Origin of the sequence: Corynebacterium sp. CMW7794 (assembly GCF_001563605.1) — a bacterium.
GTDB lineage: Bacteria > Actinomycetota > Actinomycetes > Mycobacteriales > Mycobacteriaceae > Corynebacterium > Corynebacterium phoceense.
The window spans coordinates 1-14,641 of the sequence record NZ_KQ961750.1; the positions used below are offsets into that span (position 1 = coordinate 1).

At 65.1% G+C, this 14,641-nt stretch carries 13 protein-coding genes; 6 read left to right on the forward strand and 7 right to left on the reverse strand.

Going from position 1 to position 14,641, the window contains the following annotated elements:
* Window positions 1-123: 123 nt before the first annotated feature.
* The 3 genes from HMPREF3227_RS08460 to HMPREF3227_RS08470 all read right to left on the reverse strand — a co-directional run bounded on the left by HMPREF3227_RS08460 (window position 124) and on the right by HMPREF3227_RS08470 (window position 3,077).
* Window positions 124-603, reverse strand: a complete 480-nt coding sequence (locus HMPREF3227_RS08460; RefSeq protein ID WP_066487440.1) for a MarR family transcriptional regulator — start codon at window positions 601-603, stop codon at window positions 124-126.
* Between the two features lie 3 nt (window positions 604-606).
* Window positions 607-2,352 carry an AMP-binding protein gene (locus HMPREF3227_RS08465; protein ID WP_066487443.1) on the reverse strand — a complete coding sequence of 582 codons (1,746 nt, stop codon included), beginning with the start codon at window positions 2,350-2,352 and terminating at the stop codon, window positions 607-609.
* Window positions 2,353-2,498: 146 nt separating this feature from the next.
* Complete coding sequence (locus HMPREF3227_RS08470) at window positions 2,499-3,077, reverse strand: TetR/AcrR family transcriptional regulator (protein ID WP_066512148.1); 579 nt, start codon at window positions 3,075-3,077, stop codon at window positions 2,499-2,501.
* Between the two features lie 159 nt (window positions 3,078-3,236).
* On the opposite strand from HMPREF3227_RS08470, the gene HMPREF3227_RS08475 reads away from it, so the two are divergent.
* From HMPREF3227_RS08475 to HMPREF3227_RS13335, 3 genes are all read left to right on the forward strand, one after another.
* Window positions 3,237-4,445 (forward strand): acyl-CoA dehydrogenase family protein, encoded by a 1,209-nt coding sequence (locus HMPREF3227_RS08475; protein ID WP_066512153.1) that lies wholly within the window; start codon window positions 3,237-3,239, stop codon window positions 4,443-4,445.
* A 9-nt stretch (window positions 4,446-4,454) separates the two neighbouring features.
* Window positions 4,455-5,201 (forward strand): SDR family NAD(P)-dependent oxidoreductase, encoded by a 747-nt coding sequence (locus tag HMPREF3227_RS08480; RefSeq protein WP_066487455.1) that lies wholly within the window; start codon window positions 4,455-4,457, stop codon window positions 5,199-5,201.
* A gap of 73 nt (window positions 5,202-5,274) precedes the next feature.
* On the forward strand, window positions 5,275-5,418 hold the full coding sequence (locus tag HMPREF3227_RS13335; protein WP_154666898.1) for a hypothetical protein: 144 nt from the start codon (window positions 5,275-5,277) through the stop codon (window positions 5,416-5,418).
* Here HMPREF3227_RS13335 and HMPREF3227_RS08485 read toward each other — a convergent pair.
* Both HMPREF3227_RS08485 and HMPREF3227_RS08490 read right to left on the reverse strand, forming a co-directional pair.
* Window positions 5,415-6,542 carry an acetoin utilization protein AcuC gene (locus HMPREF3227_RS08485; RefSeq protein ID WP_197429519.1) on the reverse strand — a complete coding sequence of 376 codons (1,128 nt, stop codon included), beginning with the start codon at window positions 6,540-6,542 and terminating at the stop codon, window positions 5,415-5,417. The two genes, HMPREF3227_RS13335 and HMPREF3227_RS08485, sit on opposite strands and share 4 nt — an antisense overlap.
* A gap of 9 nt (window positions 6,543-6,551) precedes the next feature.
* Complete coding sequence (locus HMPREF3227_RS08490) at window positions 6,552-9,170, reverse strand: GNAT family N-acetyltransferase (protein WP_066512176.1); 2,619 nt, start codon at window positions 9,168-9,170, stop codon at window positions 6,552-6,554.
* A gap of 179 nt (window positions 9,171-9,349) precedes the next feature.
* Here HMPREF3227_RS08490 and HMPREF3227_RS08495 point away from each other — a divergent pair, with 179 nt between their 5' ends.
* On the forward strand, window positions 9,350-10,864 hold the full coding sequence (locus HMPREF3227_RS08495) for a CoA-acylating methylmalonate-semialdehyde dehydrogenase (RefSeq protein ID WP_066512155.1): 1,515 nt from the start codon (window positions 9,350-9,352) through the stop codon (window positions 10,862-10,864).
* 16 nt (window positions 10,865-10,880) lie between these two features.
* Window positions 10,881-11,759, forward strand: a complete 879-nt coding sequence (gene mmsB, locus HMPREF3227_RS08500) for a 3-hydroxyisobutyrate dehydrogenase (RefSeq protein ID WP_066512157.1) — start codon at window positions 10,881-10,883, stop codon at window positions 11,757-11,759.
* Between the two features lie 31 nt (window positions 11,760-11,790).
* On the opposite strand, the gene HMPREF3227_RS08505 is transcribed toward mmsB, so the two are convergent.
* Entirely contained in the window at window positions 11,791-12,378 is a 588-nt protein-coding gene (locus HMPREF3227_RS08505; protein ID WP_066487475.1) for a TetR/AcrR family transcriptional regulator, read from the reverse strand.
* 60 nt (window positions 12,379-12,438) lie between these two features.
* Here HMPREF3227_RS08505 and HMPREF3227_RS08510 point away from each other — a divergent pair, with 60 nt between their 5' ends.
* Window positions 12,439-13,941, forward strand: a complete 1,503-nt coding sequence (locus HMPREF3227_RS08510; RefSeq protein WP_066512159.1) for a GntP family permease — start codon at window positions 12,439-12,441, stop codon at window positions 13,939-13,941.
* A gap of 487 nt (window positions 13,942-14,428) precedes the next feature.
* Here HMPREF3227_RS08510 and HMPREF3227_RS12930 read toward each other — a convergent pair.
* Window positions 14,429-14,641: winged helix-turn-helix domain-containing protein (locus HMPREF3227_RS12930; protein WP_197429521.1), on the reverse strand; the 213-nt coding region annotated here is incomplete at its 5' end.

The following is a 14,641-nucleotide window of genomic DNA, read 5'->3' on the forward strand; positions in this document are numbered from 1 at the left end:
GACTCCGAGTCCAAGAAGTCACTAGACATCACATGCTTAGTGCAATGATTCTTGCGTCGCTCTAAGCATTCAACGCGCTTCCACATTCGGCGTGGCTGCTGCTTGGTGCTCGGAGCGCCGAGGTTATTCGACGTCGTCGCCGGCGGCGCGGCGGAAGATCGCGGCGGCATCGACAAGCTTGGCGGCGGCGTCCTGGTCGAGGCTGACGCAGTAGTCGCTGAGGACGGGGCCGGCGGCGCTGGCGAGCGCGATGCCCTGGTCTGTGATGGTGAGCAACGTCGATCGCTTGTCCTTCTCGTCCGTCACGCGGGCGACGAGGCCTTGGCCTTCCAGACGGCGGACGGTGTGGGTGAGCGAAGCCGGCGGCATGTGGAGCCGGGCGCTGATTTTCGACATGGGCAGCGCGCCGGAGCGCGACCACATGAGGAGCGTGAGGAGCTCAAAGTGAGCAAAGCTCACGCCGAACGGCGCGAGCGCGTCCTCCGCGCCCGCGCGCAGGAGGTGCGCGGCGCGGGCGGCGGAGGAAATCGCGGTGAGGCCTAAGGCGGCATCGGAAGCATAGTGCTTCTCCCATTGCCGGCGGCCCTCCGCGATGCTGTCCATGATTTAGCCCTTCAGGTTCGGGAAGTCCGAATCCGCGAACTCGGTCTGTGCCTTGGTCTCGCCGCCGTCGGCGGAGTGGATTTCGGTCTCGCGCTTGCGTAGATCCACGCGGCGAATCTTACCGGAGATGGTCTTGGGCAGCTCGTAGAACTCCAGGCGACGGATGCGCTTGTAGGGGGCGAGGCCGTCGCGGCAGTGCTTGAGGATGGCCTCGGCGGTCTCGGCCGTGGGCTCGTAGCCCGGGGCGAGTGCGACGTAAGCCTTGGGGACCGCGAGACGGATAGGATCCGGGGAGGGCACGACGGCGACCTCAGCCACGGCGGCGTGCTCGATGACAACGGACTCGAGCTCGAACGGGGAGAGGCGGTAGTCCGAGGCCTTGAAGACGTCGTCGGCACGGCCGATGTAGAAGATGTAGCCGTCCTCATCGCGCTCGGCCGTGTCACCGGAGTGGTAGTAACCGTCGCGGAAGACTTCCTCGTTCTTCTCCGGGAAGTTGAAGTAGCCCGGCGTCAGCCCAACAGGGCGCGGGTCGAGCTTGAGACAGATCTCGCCGGTGTCGCCAATCTCGTCCGTGGCAGGGTCGATGAGGACGACCTCGAAGCCCGGTAGCGGACGACCCATGGAACCGGCCTTGACCTTCTGGCCCGGGGTGTTGGCGATCTGGAGGGTGGTTTCCGTCTGGCCGAAGCCGTCGCGCACGGAGGTCTTCCAGGCATTCTCGATGGCGTTGATGAGCTCCGGGTTGAGCGGCTCACCGGCGGCGACGAGCTTCTTTGGCGGGGTCTTCATGCGGTTCAGATCGGCGAGGACGAGCATGCGCCACACGGTCGGCGGGGCGCAGAAGCTGGTTACGCCTTCTTCTTCCATCTTGTCCATGAGGGCTGCGGCGTCAAAGCGCGTGTAGTTGTAGAGGAAGACCGTCGCGCCCGCGATCCACGGCGCAAAGAAATTGGACCATGCGTGCTTGGCCCAGCCGGGTGCCGCGACGTTGAGGTGTACGTCGCCCGGCTCGAGGCCGATCCAATACATGGTGGTGAGGTGGCCGACGGGGTACGAGGTGTGGGTGTGCTCCACGAGCTTGGCCTTGGACGTCGTGCCAGACGTGAAGTAGAGCAGGAGCGTCTCGTCCGCCGGGGTCTCCTGGGTGGGCGTGTAGGTCTCGGAAGCGGAGTAGCTATCGGAATAGCGCAGCGTCGGGTGGCTGGACTGTGCGTCCGGGGCGTCGCCGACCTGGATCATGGTGAACTCACCCGTGACGTCCTGGAACTTGGCGGCGTCCTCGCCGTTGGCGATGACCCATGAGATATCGGCGCGATCGGTACGGTCCTGGAGGTCAACCGTACCGAGCATCGCCGTGGCGGGGTTGAGGACGAAGCCGGCCTTGATGCAGGCAAGCATGGATTCCCACAGCTCGACCTGGTTGTTGAGCATGAGCATGACGCGGTCACCGCGCTTGACGCCCTGCTCCGTGAGCCAATTAGCGAGCTGGCTCGAGCGGGCGGAAAGCTCGGCGAAGGTGCGGCGGGTGGACGTACCGTCCTGCTCGCAGATGACGAGGGCCTCGCGGTCCTTCGACTCGGCCTCGGTGCCCAGGTGATCAAACCAATCGAGGGCGAAGTTGAAGTGCTCGAAGCGCGGCCATTCGAAGTTCGCGCGAGCGGCTTCGTAATCGGTCTGTACGGAAACAAGCTGGTCGCGGGCGGCGCGAAACTGCTCGGTAACGCTGGGGCTGGAAACAGTAGTCATGATGCTCCTCGAGAAGTGTCGGGGGTCCTAGTGGAAAATAATTGTGACCTGCGTCCCAACTCACCATAGTTCGAATTCGAAGTAATGGCTAGGCAATTGTCAAAGTATTTTTTGTTTCCGCAGTACAGCTAATAAAAATAGTCGCGCTAACGCTCGAGAATCCCGTGGAGGACGAGTTGTCCCAACGCGTGATAGGCCGCGGCGGGAGCGAGTGCTTCCGTGTAGGCGCCCTGCTGGATATCGGCCATGGTGCGCTGGATGACCAGCGAGGTAAACGCCACGGATTCAGCGCGGAATTCGCCTGCTGCGACGCCGCGCTCGAGGAGCGTGCGGATGGTCTGCGTCGCGCCGGAGGTGTTGAGTGCGTAGACCTCCTGGGCGACGGGTTCAGTGGCAAGATCGCGCATGAAGGCAGTGCTCGCGGGGGCGAGTGCGCTGGTCATTGCCGTGAAATAGTCCTCCAACGCGCGGGCGGCGCTCGTCATGCGGTTCGCCTCGGGGTCTGTGCGGCGGGTGATTTCTTTGAAGAAGCTCACGAGCACGCGGCGGATGATGGCGTCGCGGGTTTTGCCCAGGGCGTAGATAGTGGACTTGGAGCAGTGGTAGCGCTTGGTGGCGTCGTCGATGGTGAAGGACTCGAAACCCTCGGCCAGGAAGTCTGTGAGGAGCGCGGTAAAAAGCTCGCGTTGGCGCGCGGTGAGCGGGCGTGTGGCGTTCTCGGGCATGGGCTAGGTCCTGTCTGTGTTTCGCGGTTTACCTGCGTTAACTCTAGGTTGGGGAACGCGTGGGGGAAAATTTCCACCCAGAAGACGTGACGTGGGCCACGCCGTACTGTACGATTTTAAACGTAATCGTACTATCCCTTCGGACCTAGGGAGCACTTCATGCCACCGATTCTTGATTCTTCCCACCCACTCGGCGCGCACCTCGCCGGCATCAAGTACCCGCACGCGGACATCCTGGGCGTCGCGGATCGACTGCCCGAAGACGAGCAGGGCAAGCTCGCCACCATCCACGAGTTCCTTCAGACCGAGATTCGCCCCGTGGTGGGCGAGTTCTGGGACCGAGAAGAGCTGCCTTTCGACCTGCTGCCCAAGATGGCCGCGCACGGCCTCGGCGAGATCGAGCTCTCGGGCACCTCGCGTCTCTACCGCGGTCTCGTCTACGCCGAGGTAACGCGCGCGGACGTGTCGCTCTCGGCGCTCGTGGGCATTCACAACGAGCTCGTGGTCGGGCTCATCGATAAGCTGGGCTCGGACGCACAGAAGAAGGAATGGCTGCCGGGTCTGCGCCAGTTTGAGAAAGTGGGCTGCTTCGCGCTTACGGAGCCGGACCATGGCTCCGATATCGCCGGCGGTCTGGCCACCACCGCAGAAAAGACCGCGGAGGGCTGGGTCATCAACGGCGCCAAGCGCTGGATCGGCGCGGGTACATTCGCGGACTTCTCCATCTGCTTCGCCCGCGACATCGCGGACAACGACATCAAGGCGTTCATCGTCGAGCACAACCGCGAGGGCGTGACGACGCAGAAGATTGCCCGCAAGATGGGCCTGCGCATCATGCAAAACGCGGACATCAACTACGACAATGTCGTTATCCCGCACGAGAACCTCATCCCGGGCGCGGAGACTTTTGCCAACGTCAACGACTTCCTGTGCTACTCCCGCGCCTGGGTGGGCTGGCAGGGTGCCGGTATCCAGCTGGGCATCTTCGACAAGGCCCGCGAGTACGCCGTCAAGCGCGAGCAGTTCGGCCGCCCCATCGCGAAGTTCCAGCTTGTCCAGGAGCAGCTCGCGCGCATTCTCGGCAATGCAACGGCCTCGCTCGCCATGATGGCGCAGGTCGCCGAGGTCCAGGAAAAGGGCCTACTCGAGATGCCTTTCGCGGCACTTGCCAAGGCCACGACCACGCGCCTGGCGCGCGAATCCGCCGCGGCCGGTCGCAATATCGGCGGCGGCAACGGCATCCTCACCGAGTATGACCTGTCCAAGCTCATGTCGGACGCGGAGATCCTCTTTACCTACGAGGGCACCTACGATATCAACTCGCTCATCGTCGGCCGCGCCGTCACCGGTGTGTCGGCATTCGTCTAAGGAGAAACTATGCAGCTCGAGAACATTTCTGCCATCGTCACCGGCGGTGCGTCCGGCCTCGGCGCCGCGACGGCTCAGGCGTTTATTCAGCGCGGCGTGCGCGTCACGGCCTTTGATCTTCGTGCCCCGGAGTATGACGGCGTGGAGTTCGCCGAGGTCGACGTCACCGACGCTGCCGCCGTCCGCGAGGCAGTTCAGGCCGCCCAGCATGCCGATGCCCCCTTGCGTCTCGCCATCAACTGCGCCGGCATCTGCCCCTCGGCGCGCATCTTCGGTCGCAAGGGGCCGCACGACCCAGACCTCTTTGCGAAGACTATCAATATCAACTTGATGGGTACGTTCCACGTCATGACTGCGGCGGCCGAGGCCATGGCCGCGACTGAGCCAGTCGACGAGGACGGCCAGCGCGGCGTCATCATTAATACCGCCTCCGTCGCCGCGTTTGAGGGGCAGGTGGGGCAGGCCGCGTACGCTGCGTCCAAGGGTGCGGTCCATGCGCTCTCGATTACGGCTGCGCGCGACCTCGCGTCGCAGGGCATCCGCGTCAACGCGATTGCACCCGGCGTCGTGGCGACACCGATGATGGAGCAGATTACGCCCGAGTTCAAGCAGCAGCTCGAGGCCACCGTGCAGTTCCCCTCGCGACTGGCCAAGCCCGAGGAGTTCGCCCAGCTGGCCATCTCCATGGCGGAGAATAACTATCTCAACGGCGAGACCATCCGTTTGGACGGCGCGCTGCGCATGCCGCCGCGCTAGAGCGTCACGCAGGGAAACCCGGGGCAGGTGCTCCGGGTTTCTCTGCGTTTTTGCGCTCGCGCTCTTTCAGACCATGACTTCTCTTCGCCTGCAGTATTACGCAGAATCCATCCTGGGTTTCGAGGTCGCAGACCAGAATGCGCGCTCGCGTGCTGCGGCGGAAAGCTCGGTGCGCTACAGCATCAGCGCCGCGGAGTGGCGGGGTACGACGGCCTAGCCGTAGGCGGGAAGCCCCCAGTAGGGGAAGACCGCGCGGGAGGTCTGCACGACGGCGGGCTCGGGGCGCGTGGCGAGGACCTGGCGCGGGTCGAACTTTGTAAAGTCCGGGCGTGCGCTCCCGAAGTCGCCCAGAGTCGCCGAGCCGTGCCAGCCCTGAGGCATGGGCGCGGCCGGGTCGAGGTCCACGCCAGCGACGGCGGCGGCGACGTGCGTCCAGGCGCGGGCGACGGAGTCGAGGTTGTATCCGCCGCCGCCGAGAGCGACCCACTTTCCGTTGGCGTATTGGTCGGCCCACGTCGCGACGGAGCGGTAGGCATGCGCCATGGCGTTGATGCTCACCTCGAGGTCGGCGAGCGGGTCGGCCGCGTGGGGATCGGCGCCATGCTGAGAGATGAGCAGCTGCGGGCGGAAGCGGCTGAGGAGTGCGGGGATGAGGGCGTGGACGGCGTGGAGCCAGGCGGCATCGGAAGGCGAGCGGGGTAAGGCGATATTGACGGCGGTGCCCTCGGCACCGGGGCCGCCGATGTCGTGCGCGAAGCCGGTGTGGGGGAAGAGGTAGAGGCCGGACTCGTGGACGGAGATAGTGAGCACGCGGGGATCGTCCCAGAAGATGCGCTCGACGCCGTCGCCGTGGTGGGCGTCGAGGTCGAGGTAGGCGACGCGGGTGGCGCCCTGGTCGAGGAGCCACTGGATGGCGACGGCGGCGTCGTTGTACATGCAAAAGCCGGACATGGAATCCGCGAACGCGTGGTGAAGGCCGCCGGCGAGGTTGAGCGCGCGCGGGGCGCGGCCCTCCCACACGGCCTGGGTAGCCTGGAGCGAGGCGCCGGTGATCTTCGCGGCGACGGTGGACAGACCGTGGCTGATGGGATTGTCCTCCGTGCCGAGGCCAAAGCGGCGGGCAGGGACTTCGAGGCGCGTGGCGGTGATGTAGTCCGGGGTGTGGACGGCGGTGAGCTCGGCGGTCGTGGCGGCGGCGGGCTCGACGACCTCGAATTCCTCGGTGAGGTGGAAGTAGTCCGCGAGCTCGTGGGCCAGGCGCACGCGGTCCGGGCCCATGGGATGGTCAGGGCCGAGGGAGTAGCGGCGCATTTCCTCGGCGTTGAAGAGCAATGGCTTCACGGCGGTCTCCTAGGGCAGCGCCCGGGCGAGCGGGTCGCGTTGTTCGTCGAGGGGAGCCACGCGCAGGCGCGCGCCGACGACGGCTGTGCCGTCGAGGCCCGCGATGACGGGCGTGAGCTCGCAGTCGACAACTTGGACGAGCTCGTCTTTGAGAGCGGTCAGGCGCATGAGGACGTCTTCGACGCCATGGAGCTGCGGGGCCTTCGCGCCCTGGTAGCCGGCAAGGAGCGGGGCGGCGCGCAGCTCGCTGAGCATGGTGAGCGCGTCGGTGCGGCGCAGGGGCGGGACGCGCCACGACACGTCGCCAAGGAGATCTGTAGGCAGGCCCGCGATGCCGGCGGAGACCATGGGGCCGAGGACGGGATCCTCGATGGCGCGCAGGGTGAGCGAGGCGCCGGCGGGCACGGTGCGTTGGATGGCGGGGGCGAGGACGCCGGGATCCTCGCCGAGGTGGAGGTCGCGGGTGAGTTGGGTAAGCGTGTCCCAGGCGCGGGTGAGGGCCTCAGGGGTGCGGATGTGGCGCAGGACGGTGGGCAGCTCGGAGCGGCCGCGCACGATGGGGGAGGTGCACTTGAGAACGACGTCCCAGCCGTGGGATTCCGCGGCATGGAGGGCCTCGCCCAAGGTGGGCGCCGGCGTCCACGGCACGATGTCGATGCCGAAGGCGTCGAGGATAGCCATGCATTCCTCGTCCGTGGCCCAGCGGCCAGTGGGGGAGTCGCGGAGGATGTCGGCGATGATCGCGCGGGCGCCGTGGGCGTCACCGGGTTCTGCCAGTTGATCCTCGGGCGTGGGGCGGGCGAGCGTGCGGCGCTTTTCGTTGTGGAGGATGGTGGCGAGAGCCTCGAGCGCGTCCGCGTACGTGGCGAAGACGGGCAGCTGGCCTTGGGTTTCCTCGCCGGTGTGGTCCTCGGACGGGAGGTCGAAGCCCACGAAGGAGGCGATGAGCGGGGTGGCGTGCTCGAGGGCGGGCCCGGCGGCGAGCTCGGTGAGCTGCGCGCGGGCATCCTTGGTGATGAACTCGCCGATTTCCACGACGGCGGTGAGCACCGCATCGACAGCGGGGTCCGCGAGAGCCTGTGCCACGGCGTCGCGGATGCTGGCGACGGGCTCGCCCATGACGGTGGTGCCGCGGACGCGCAGGCCGAAGCGACCGGCGGCGCCTTCCATCTGGCGAGTGAGCCCCGCCGAATTGGAGATGACCGCGACGCGTGGGCCTTGGGGGACGGGCTGGCGGGCAAGCAGCTGCGCGATGTCGTACATGGCGTCGCGCCGGGTGACGACCATGGCGCCGGTCTGCTCGATGACCTCGTCGAGGGCCGCGATGGGCGCGGCGGGCTGGGTGACGGCGACGTCGTCTGGGGCTGCGGCATAGCGCGCCGAGTGGAGCGCACGCGACGGCAGGAAGACCACGACGTGCTTCTCTAGGGCGAGGCGACGCAGCACGCGGAAGAATTTGCGGGGGTTACCCACCGTGTCGAGGGAGAGCAGACAGACCTGCGTGCGCTCGTCATCGCTCCAGAACTGAATGACGTCGTTGCCCGTGACATCCGCGAAGGAGCCGGCCGCGATGAAGGTGGATAGGCCGACTCCGCGGGCGAGCGCGTGGGAAAGCGTGAGCGTCGCGACGCCCGCGGACTGGGTAAAAAGACCGGTGCGGCCCGCCCGCGGCATCGGCGCGGGTGTCGTGTTGAGCCGCACGTCTGGATCCGTGTTGATAATGCCCAACGAGGCCGGGCCCAGGGCGCGCAGCCCATGGTCGCGGGCGGCGAGAACGACGGCGCGGGAGGCCTCTCCCGCGAGGCCTGGGTTTTGGCTGCGGGAGACGAGCACGACGCCGGCCGCATGGACCGCGGAGGCCGCGTCCATGAGCGGGCCCGGGTCGGTGCCGGTCGGGGCGACAACGAGGCCGCCGGGGATGGCGGCGTCGGGGGAGGGGGCATCGGAAAGCTGGGCGAGGGAGCTGGTGGGGCCGTGGAAGGTGGCGGGGGCGTCGCCGACGGTAGCTACGTGGGTGGGATTGAGGAGACGGCGGATGGAGCTGGACTCGGCGCGCAGCTCGCGGCGCTCCATGACCTCGCGGGAGGTGGCGTTGGGCTCAATCCGGAAGTCCACGCTGATGTAGCCGTCCGCGAGCTCCGGCTTGGCGGAGTAGCCCGCGCGGATGAAGACCTGCGCCATCTGGCGGTTTTGGGTGAGCATCTCCGCGAAGAAGCGCTCGACGCCGCCTTCGCGGCCGATTTCGGCGAGGTGCTCGAGCAGGATATTGCCCACGCCCTTGCCGTGGTGGGAGTCCTGAACGAGGAAGGACACGTCGCCCACGCGGGCGGGCAGGAGCGACTCGACAATCCCGTACCCAGCCACGGCCACGATGTCCCCGCGCTCCTCGACGACGAGGGTGACCTTGTTATAGCCGCGCGTGTCGAGCCAGCGGTCCAGGTCCTCGTTGGTGAGCTCGGGGTGGGTGCCGAAAAAGCGCAGATACTTGGAGTGATCGGAGACGCGACCAAAGAACTCCACGAGGCCCGCGCGGTCCGTATCCCGGACGGCGCGCAGCGTGGCGATGGTGCCGTCGTTCAAGATGACATCCGCGTCCCAGGCTGTATACCTGCTGTTTTCGGGCTTCATGCCGTCCCACTTTAGCCAGTGAATGGCGTTCACCCCAGGGGTTTGGGCGAAATCCCATGACACTGGGGTCACTCCAGGGGTAAACAGTGGTTCAGCTCTCGCGAAAGATAGTTTTGTGACGTGTGTCTCGTTAGGGTGAAAGGCAACGAAACCCCAATCTGGATGCAAAGGAGTCCGCTATGTACACCATTCACCACTACGTCAACGGTGAGGCCTGGGAGGGCACGACCGGCAACACGCAGCCGGTCCTCAACCCGTCTACCGGCCAGGAGCAGGCCGCAGTGGCGCTGGCGAACACGGCGGACGTCGACCACGTTGTCGCGGAGGCCGAGAAGGCCCAGCCGACGTGGGCGGCGATGAACCCGCAAAAGCGCGTCCGCGTCATCATGGAGTGGATTCGCCTCATCCACGCCAACATGGATGAGTTGGCCCGCACGCTCTCTCTGCAGCACGGTAAGACCTTCGAGGATGCCAAGGGCGACGTCCTGCGCGGTGTCGATGTCCTCGAGTTTGCGCTCGGCGCGCCGCACCAGCTCAAGGGCGAGTACTCCACCGAGGTCGGCACCGGCATTGACACCTACTCCCTGCGTCAGCCGCTCGGCGTCGTCGCGGGTATTACGCCGTTTAACTTCCCAGCCATGATCCCGCTGTGGAAGGCTGGCCCGGCGCTCGCCTCCGGCAACGCGTTTGTCCTCAAGCCCTCCGAGCGCGACCCGGAGGTTCCGGTCCGCCTCGCCGAGCTCTTCATCGAGGCCGGCGGTCCGGCAGGCGTCTTCAACGTCGTCCACGGCGGCAAGGAAGCCGTCGACGCGCTGCTCGACAACCCGACCATCAAGGCCGTCGGCTTCGTGGGCTCCACCCCGATTGCGAACTACATTTACGAGCGTTGCGCGGCCAACGGCAAGCGCGCCCAGTGCTTCGGCGGCGCGAAGAACCACGCCATCGTCCTGCCGGACGCGGACATCGAGGCCACCGCGGATGCCTTGGCTGGTGCCGCCTTCGGCGCGGCCGGCGAGCGCTGCATGGCGCTGTCCGTCGTCGTTCCTGTGGGCAAGGAGACCGCCGATAAGCTCCGCGAGGCGCTCATCCGCAAGATCCCGGACCTCAAGGTCGGACACTGCCTTGACCCGGAGGCGGACTACGGCCCGCTCGTCACCGCGGATGCCCGCGACCGCGTCAATCGCCTCATCGGCGAGGGCGTCGAGGCTGGCGCTGACCTCGTCGTCGACGGCCGCGACATCGACATGTCCGGCAAGGAATTCGAGGGTGAGTCCCTCGCGGGTGGCTTCTACTGCGGGCCCTCCTTCTTCGACAACGTCACCGCAGACATGTCCATCTACACCGAGGAAATCTTTGGCCCGGTCCTCTCCATGGTCCGCGCGGAGACCCTCGAGGAAGCCATCTCCTACCCGAACGACCACATGTACGGCAACGGCGTCGCCATCTTCACCCAGAACGGCGGCGCGGCGCGCGACTTCGTGAAGAACATCAACGTCGGCATGGTGGGCGTCAATGTCCCCATCCCGGTCCCCATCGCTTACCACACCTTCGGCGGCTGGAAGGCCTCCGGCTTCGGCGACCTCAACCAGCACGGCCCGGACGCCTTCCGCTTCTACACCAAGACCAAGACCGTCACCTCGCGCTGGCCGGATGACCAGAACGCTGGCCCGCAGTTCACCATGCCGGTCATGTAAGAAAGGACTGATTTCAATGAGCACCATCGCATTCATCGGCCTAGGCAACATGGGCGGCGGCATGGCCGCCAACCTGGTCAAGGCAGGTCACACGGTCCGCGGCTTCGACGTCGTGGAGGAGGCCTGCGAGCGCGCCGCGGACAACGGCGTGGAGATCATCGCTTCGGCTGAGGAGGCCGCCCAGGGCGCTGACATCGTCATCACCAGCCTGCCTAACGGCGGCCTGGTCAGGCAGGTCCTCGAGCCCATCATCGCGGCCGAGGATACCGCCCCGATCTTCGTCGATGTCTCCACCATCGCCGTTTCCGAAGCCCGCGAGCTTGCCGATGCCGTCTCCGCCGTCGGCTCTCGCTTCCTCGACGCCCCAGTCTCCGGCGGCATGGCGGGCGCCGCCAACGGCACCTTGGCCTTTATGGTCGGCGGCGAGAAGGAGGACTTCGACAAGGTCAAGCCGGTACTTGAGGCCATGGGCAAGTCCGTGACGCACTGCGGCCAGACCGGCAACGGTCAGGCTGTCAAGGCCTGCAACAACATGATTCTGGCCATCCAGCAGATTGCCCTGTCCGAAGCCCTTGTCCTGGGCGAGCGCCTCGGCCTCGACCACCAGGCCTTCTACGACGTGGTCTCCAACGCGACGGGTAACTCCTGGTCGCTCACCGTCAACGCGCCGGTGCCGGACATCGTGCCGGGCTCGCCGGGCGACAACGACTTCAAGCCGGGCTTCGCCGCAGCGCTCATGCTCAAGGATCTGAAGCTCGCCATGGCCGCGGCGGAGGAGACGAAGACCGATACCGTCCTGGGCAAGATTGCCACCCAGCAGTACACAAAGCTCGTGGACGAAGGCCACGGCGGCCTCGACTTCGGCGCGATTATCAACGACGTGCGCGCGACGTAGTTCATGCTAGCCGGGGCGCGCAGCGTTCCGGCTAGTGCCCGTCCAGCATCTCCTGGAGGACGGGCGCGTAATACTCGATGAGCGTGTCCGTGTGGAAGGCCTCGAATTCCGTATCCCCGAAGCGGCGCATGAAGCTCAAACCCATGAGCAGCGCCACCGCCGATTGCGCCCGCAACTCCGGCGAAGGACTCGGGTGCGGGGCCTCGTCCCGGATGCGCTGGGCGAGTACTTGCAGCAGGTCTGACTTGATGCGCTTGCCAATCGCGTTGAGGCTCTCCGGGGCACCCGCGGCCACGGAGATGGTCCGCGCCATCGAGTAGGGCGCATTGTGTGGGGCCGTGAGCGTTTCGATGACCGCGGTCCGCCCGAGCTCCCCAAACGGTCCGGCAAACAGCGCGGCCGAAGAAGCCGTGAAATCCACGGTGGCCTCGAAGAGGCTGTCCTTGTTACCAAAGTGCTTGACCACGAGCGCCACGGACACGCCCGCAGCCTCCGCGATGTCTTTGAGTGAGACCTGCGCGAACGTGTGCTCACTAAAGAGCACGCGCGAGCATTCCAAAATCCGCTCCCGCGCGCTCGGCTTTACCTCGTTCGGCTCCTGTGCCGGGCCTGTATCCATGTCGCTTATCGTAGCGCCCGCCCCGCGGGCGCACGATGCTTTTCTAGGAAGGTTCTTTCGATGGTCATCTCGCTCATAGGCGTGGTCCTCTCGCTCATATTCCTTGTCGTCTTCGCTTATCGTGGCCACTCCGTGGTCGTCGTCGGCCCCGCCGCCGCGCTCATTGCGGTGCTCTTTGCCCGCGAACCGGTCATGGGCACGTACACCCAGATCTTCATGCCGGCGCTCGCTGGGTTCATTGGGAAGTATTTCCCGCTCTTCCTCTTCGGCGCGATCTTTGGCTACCTCATGACCTCGACAGGCCTGGCGCGCTACCTCGCCCGCGGTATCACCGCGCTCTTCGGGCCGAAACGTGCGATGCTCTCCACTGTTATCGCCACCGCACTGCTTACCTACGGCGGCGTCTCCGCGTGGGTCGTGGCCTTTACCATCGTGCCGATTGCGACCGCGCTTTTTAAAGAAACCGGCATCCCCAAGCGGCTTATGCCCGGCGCCATCGCGCTGGGCACCATCACCTTCGCGCTCGCCGCGTTGCCGGGCTCCCCACAGATTCACAACGCCATTCCGACGAGCTACTTTGGCACGAATACGTACGCCGCGCCGGTGTTTGGCATCCTCTCGGCCCTCCTCATGCTGGTGGCCGGTATGGCCTGGCTCGAGTTCCGCATTAAGCAACTCCAGCGCGGCGGCGAGCGCTTCGAGCCCATCGACGCAAAGGGCAACGTCATCCCGACGCCCGAGGGCATCGGCGATACTGGCGACGAAGCCTCCGTCGACATCGGCGGCGAGTCCTTCGACACCAACTCCGGTGGTCACCTCACCACCCACGCGCCGCTGGGCATCAAGGAACCGTCCGTCAAGGTCCAAGGCATGCTGGGCCTGTTGCCCATTCTCGTGGTCATCGTGGTGAACTTCGCGATTGTCTACTTCTTCTCCAAGTCCTGGACCGCCGACTACCTCGCCGCAGAAAAATACGGCGAGACCTCTCTCAAGGCGCTGCTCGGTATCTGGTCGCCGACCATCGCCCTGGCGCTCGCCGTCGTGGTCATCATCGCGATGTTCCCCTCGCGCGTGAGCACCTCGCTCAAAGAACTTTCCGAAGGCGCGAAGAACGCCATCCTCCCGTGTTTTACTACCGCGTCTGAGGTCGGCTACGGTGCCGTCATCGCGGCGCTGGCCGTCTTCGCCGTTATCAAGAACAACATGCTCGGCATCGCGGATAACGCGCTCGTGGTCTCCACCGTGTCCACCGCGGTCATCTCCGGCATCACCGGCTCGTCCTCCGGAGGCTTGTCCATCACCATGGAAACCCTCGGCGAACAGCTCGCGCAGCTGGCCACGGAGCAAGGCATTAGCTTGGAGCTTATGCACCGCGTGACCGCCATGGCCTCCGTGAGCTTCGACTCGCTGCCGCACAACGGTGCGGTGCTCACCATGCTCATGGTCTGCGGCATGACTCACCGCCTGTCCTACAAGGACGTGGCCGTCGTGACCATCATCATCCCGCTCGCGACGTTGGCCATCATGCTGGGGCTCAATGCCCTTATTCCGGGCTTGTCTTAAAAGACGCTTAAGTAAAACTCACACGGCACACCACTGGAACATCGAAAAGGGTGAAAAAGGGTTGCGTCCGTTAGGAGCTTGTGTCGTTAGTCGTGAAGTCCCTGGTCAGTCATCGGAATCTTCCCGGACACGTCCACTGGTGTGAACACTGGACGCTTCAGCACTTATTCCCACCACATCACAGACCTGACCTGGACGACCCACCCGGAGCTATCCCATTGGATTGACCGGCTGGTCACCCACTGCAACGACCTTGGTTCAACTCCACCTAAAACTCAGAGAATAGTATTTAACCTAATGAAAGTGAGATTCATAGACGCTGAATGTGAAAGCCCTTTCGCCGCCCCGACCCACGTCGCCTCGCCCTATAACGTTTCGAGTGTTTGTCCCCAAAAACTGAGATTCAAGGACGACGTTTTCTAACACTAACGACGATGGGTGTTCTTCTATAGCTGGCAGCTGGGTCTATCGTCACCCACGCTGGCCATCATGCGGGGGCGAAGCCATTAAGGCGATAGCCCAAGCCCGGCTCGGTGAGGAAGTAGCTTGGACGTGACGGATCTGGCTCGAGCTTGTGGCGCAATTGCGACATGTAGACGCGCAGATAATTGGTCTCTCGCTCATAGTTTTTGCCCCACACTGCCTGTAGCAAATCGGTGCTTTTGACGGCTCTTCCGGTTTTAGAGTGCATTGATTTTGT

Excerpts from the sequence above, each read along its gene's own strand:
- HMPREF3227_RS08460 (WP_066487440.1), bottom strand. The coding sequence starts at position 603 with ATGGACAGCATCGCGGAGGGCCGCCGGCAATGGGAGAAGCACTATGCT.
- HMPREF3227_RS08465 (WP_066487443.1), bottom strand. The coding sequence starts at position 2,352 with ATGACTACTGTTTCCAGCCCCAGCGTTACCGAGCAGTTTCGCGCCGCC.
- HMPREF3227_RS08470 (WP_066512148.1), bottom strand. The coding sequence starts at position 3,077 with ATGCCCGAGAACGCCACACGCCCGCTCACCGCGCGCCAACGCGAGCTT.
- HMPREF3227_RS08475 (WP_066512153.1), top strand. The coding sequence starts at position 3,237 with ATGCCACCGATTCTTGATTCTTCCCACCCACTCGGCGCGCACCTCGCC.
- HMPREF3227_RS08480 (WP_066487455.1), top strand. The coding sequence starts at position 4,455 with ATGCAGCTCGAGAACATTTCTGCCATCGTCACCGGCGGTGCGTCCGGC.
- HMPREF3227_RS13335 (WP_154666898.1), top strand. The coding sequence starts at position 5,275 with ATGACTTCTCTTCGCCTGCAGTATTACGCAGAATCCATCCTGGGTTTC.
- HMPREF3227_RS08490 (WP_066512176.1), bottom strand. The coding sequence starts at position 9,170 with ATGAAGCCCGAAAACAGCAGGTATACAGCCTGGGACGCGGATGTCATC.
- HMPREF3227_RS08495 (WP_066512155.1), top strand. The coding sequence starts at position 9,350 with ATGTACACCATTCACCACTACGTCAACGGTGAGGCCTGGGAGGGCACG.
- mmsB (WP_066512157.1), top strand. The coding sequence starts at position 10,881 with ATGAGCACCATCGCATTCATCGGCCTAGGCAACATGGGCGGCGGCATG.
- HMPREF3227_RS08505 (WP_066487475.1), bottom strand. The coding sequence starts at position 12,378 with ATGGATACAGGCCCGGCACAGGAGCCGAACGAGGTAAAGCCGAGCGCG.
- HMPREF3227_RS08510 (WP_066512159.1), top strand. The coding sequence starts at position 12,439 with ATGGTCATCTCGCTCATAGGCGTGGTCCTCTCGCTCATATTCCTTGTC.